Raw genomic sequence first — 850 nt, 5'->3', positions numbered from 1 at the left:
CGCCTCCATGGTGTTTGAAAAGGTCAGGGGTGGCCAACCGACGCTTGAGCAAACCGCTTCGTTGATGGATCAGCTGGCCCTGTCCACTGAATCCGCCGCCGCCGCAATGTCTCGCCAAGACTTCGCGGCTCAGACGAGCATGGGTTGGCAGAAGATCGAACTGAGCGTCGAAGGGGCGTTCGAGCAGCTGAGGTAGTGGGATGACCTGCGGAACAGCTCTGACCCGATGGCCAACCTTTTTGCAGGCGCATCGGCCAATCTGGGCGCACTCAAGGAACTGGAAGAGGGCTTCCGGCGAGCAGATCAGGCGCTCGGCCAGATGGTTGGCACCGGCCACGCCGACAAGGCCGCCGCCGCGTTCGCCCGCATGGCCGAGGCGGCCAAGAAGCAGGGTGTCGATAACGATTCTCTCATCCGCCAGTTCCCGACCTATGCGGAGGGGCTGCGGGCGCAGGCGTCGGCGCTGGCTGAGGCGACGGGATACACCGACCTGCTCAACCTGTCCAACGAGGACCTCGTGCGCTGGATGGGTGGCGACATCCCCATCGCCGTCCGGTCCGCCCAGATCGCCGCCAAGGACGCAGGCTCGACATCCGAGGCGCTGACGAAACAGCAGAAGGAACTCTCTGCCGCCACCGACGCCGCGACCCGAAGCTATGACGAGTATGTCAACAGCCTGTTCGCCGCCAACAACGCTGCCGTCGCCATGCTCGACGCACAGCTCGGCTTCAACCAGTCCGTGCTGGACGGCAGCAAGGCCGCCAAGGAGTGGGCCGAAAAGGTCGCTGGCGGGCACGCCCAGGCCAAGAGCGCGTTCGACCGGACGACCGAAGCTGGCATTGCGAACAAC

The 850-nt window shown here is 64.7% G+C and carries 2 protein-coding genes; both read left to right on the top strand.

What is annotated here, in order from left to right:
- Window positions 1-196: hypothetical protein (locus tag ACTQY1_RS11235; RefSeq protein WP_441374211.1), on the top strand; the 196-nt coding region annotated here is incomplete at its 5' end.
- Between the two features lie 30 nt (window positions 197-226).
- Window positions 227-850, top strand: a 624-nt coding sequence (locus ACTQY1_RS11230; protein ID WP_441374210.1) for a hypothetical protein, incomplete at its 3' end; no start/stop codon positions are given.

This window comes from Acidaminococcus sp. HCP3S3_G9_1 (assembly GCF_052122455.1).
Lineage (GTDB): Bacteria > Bacillota > Negativicutes > Acidaminococcales > Acidaminococcaceae > Acidaminococcus.
Note: the sequence above shows the minus strand (reverse complement) of the source record. Positions and strands in the feature narration are given on the sequence as shown.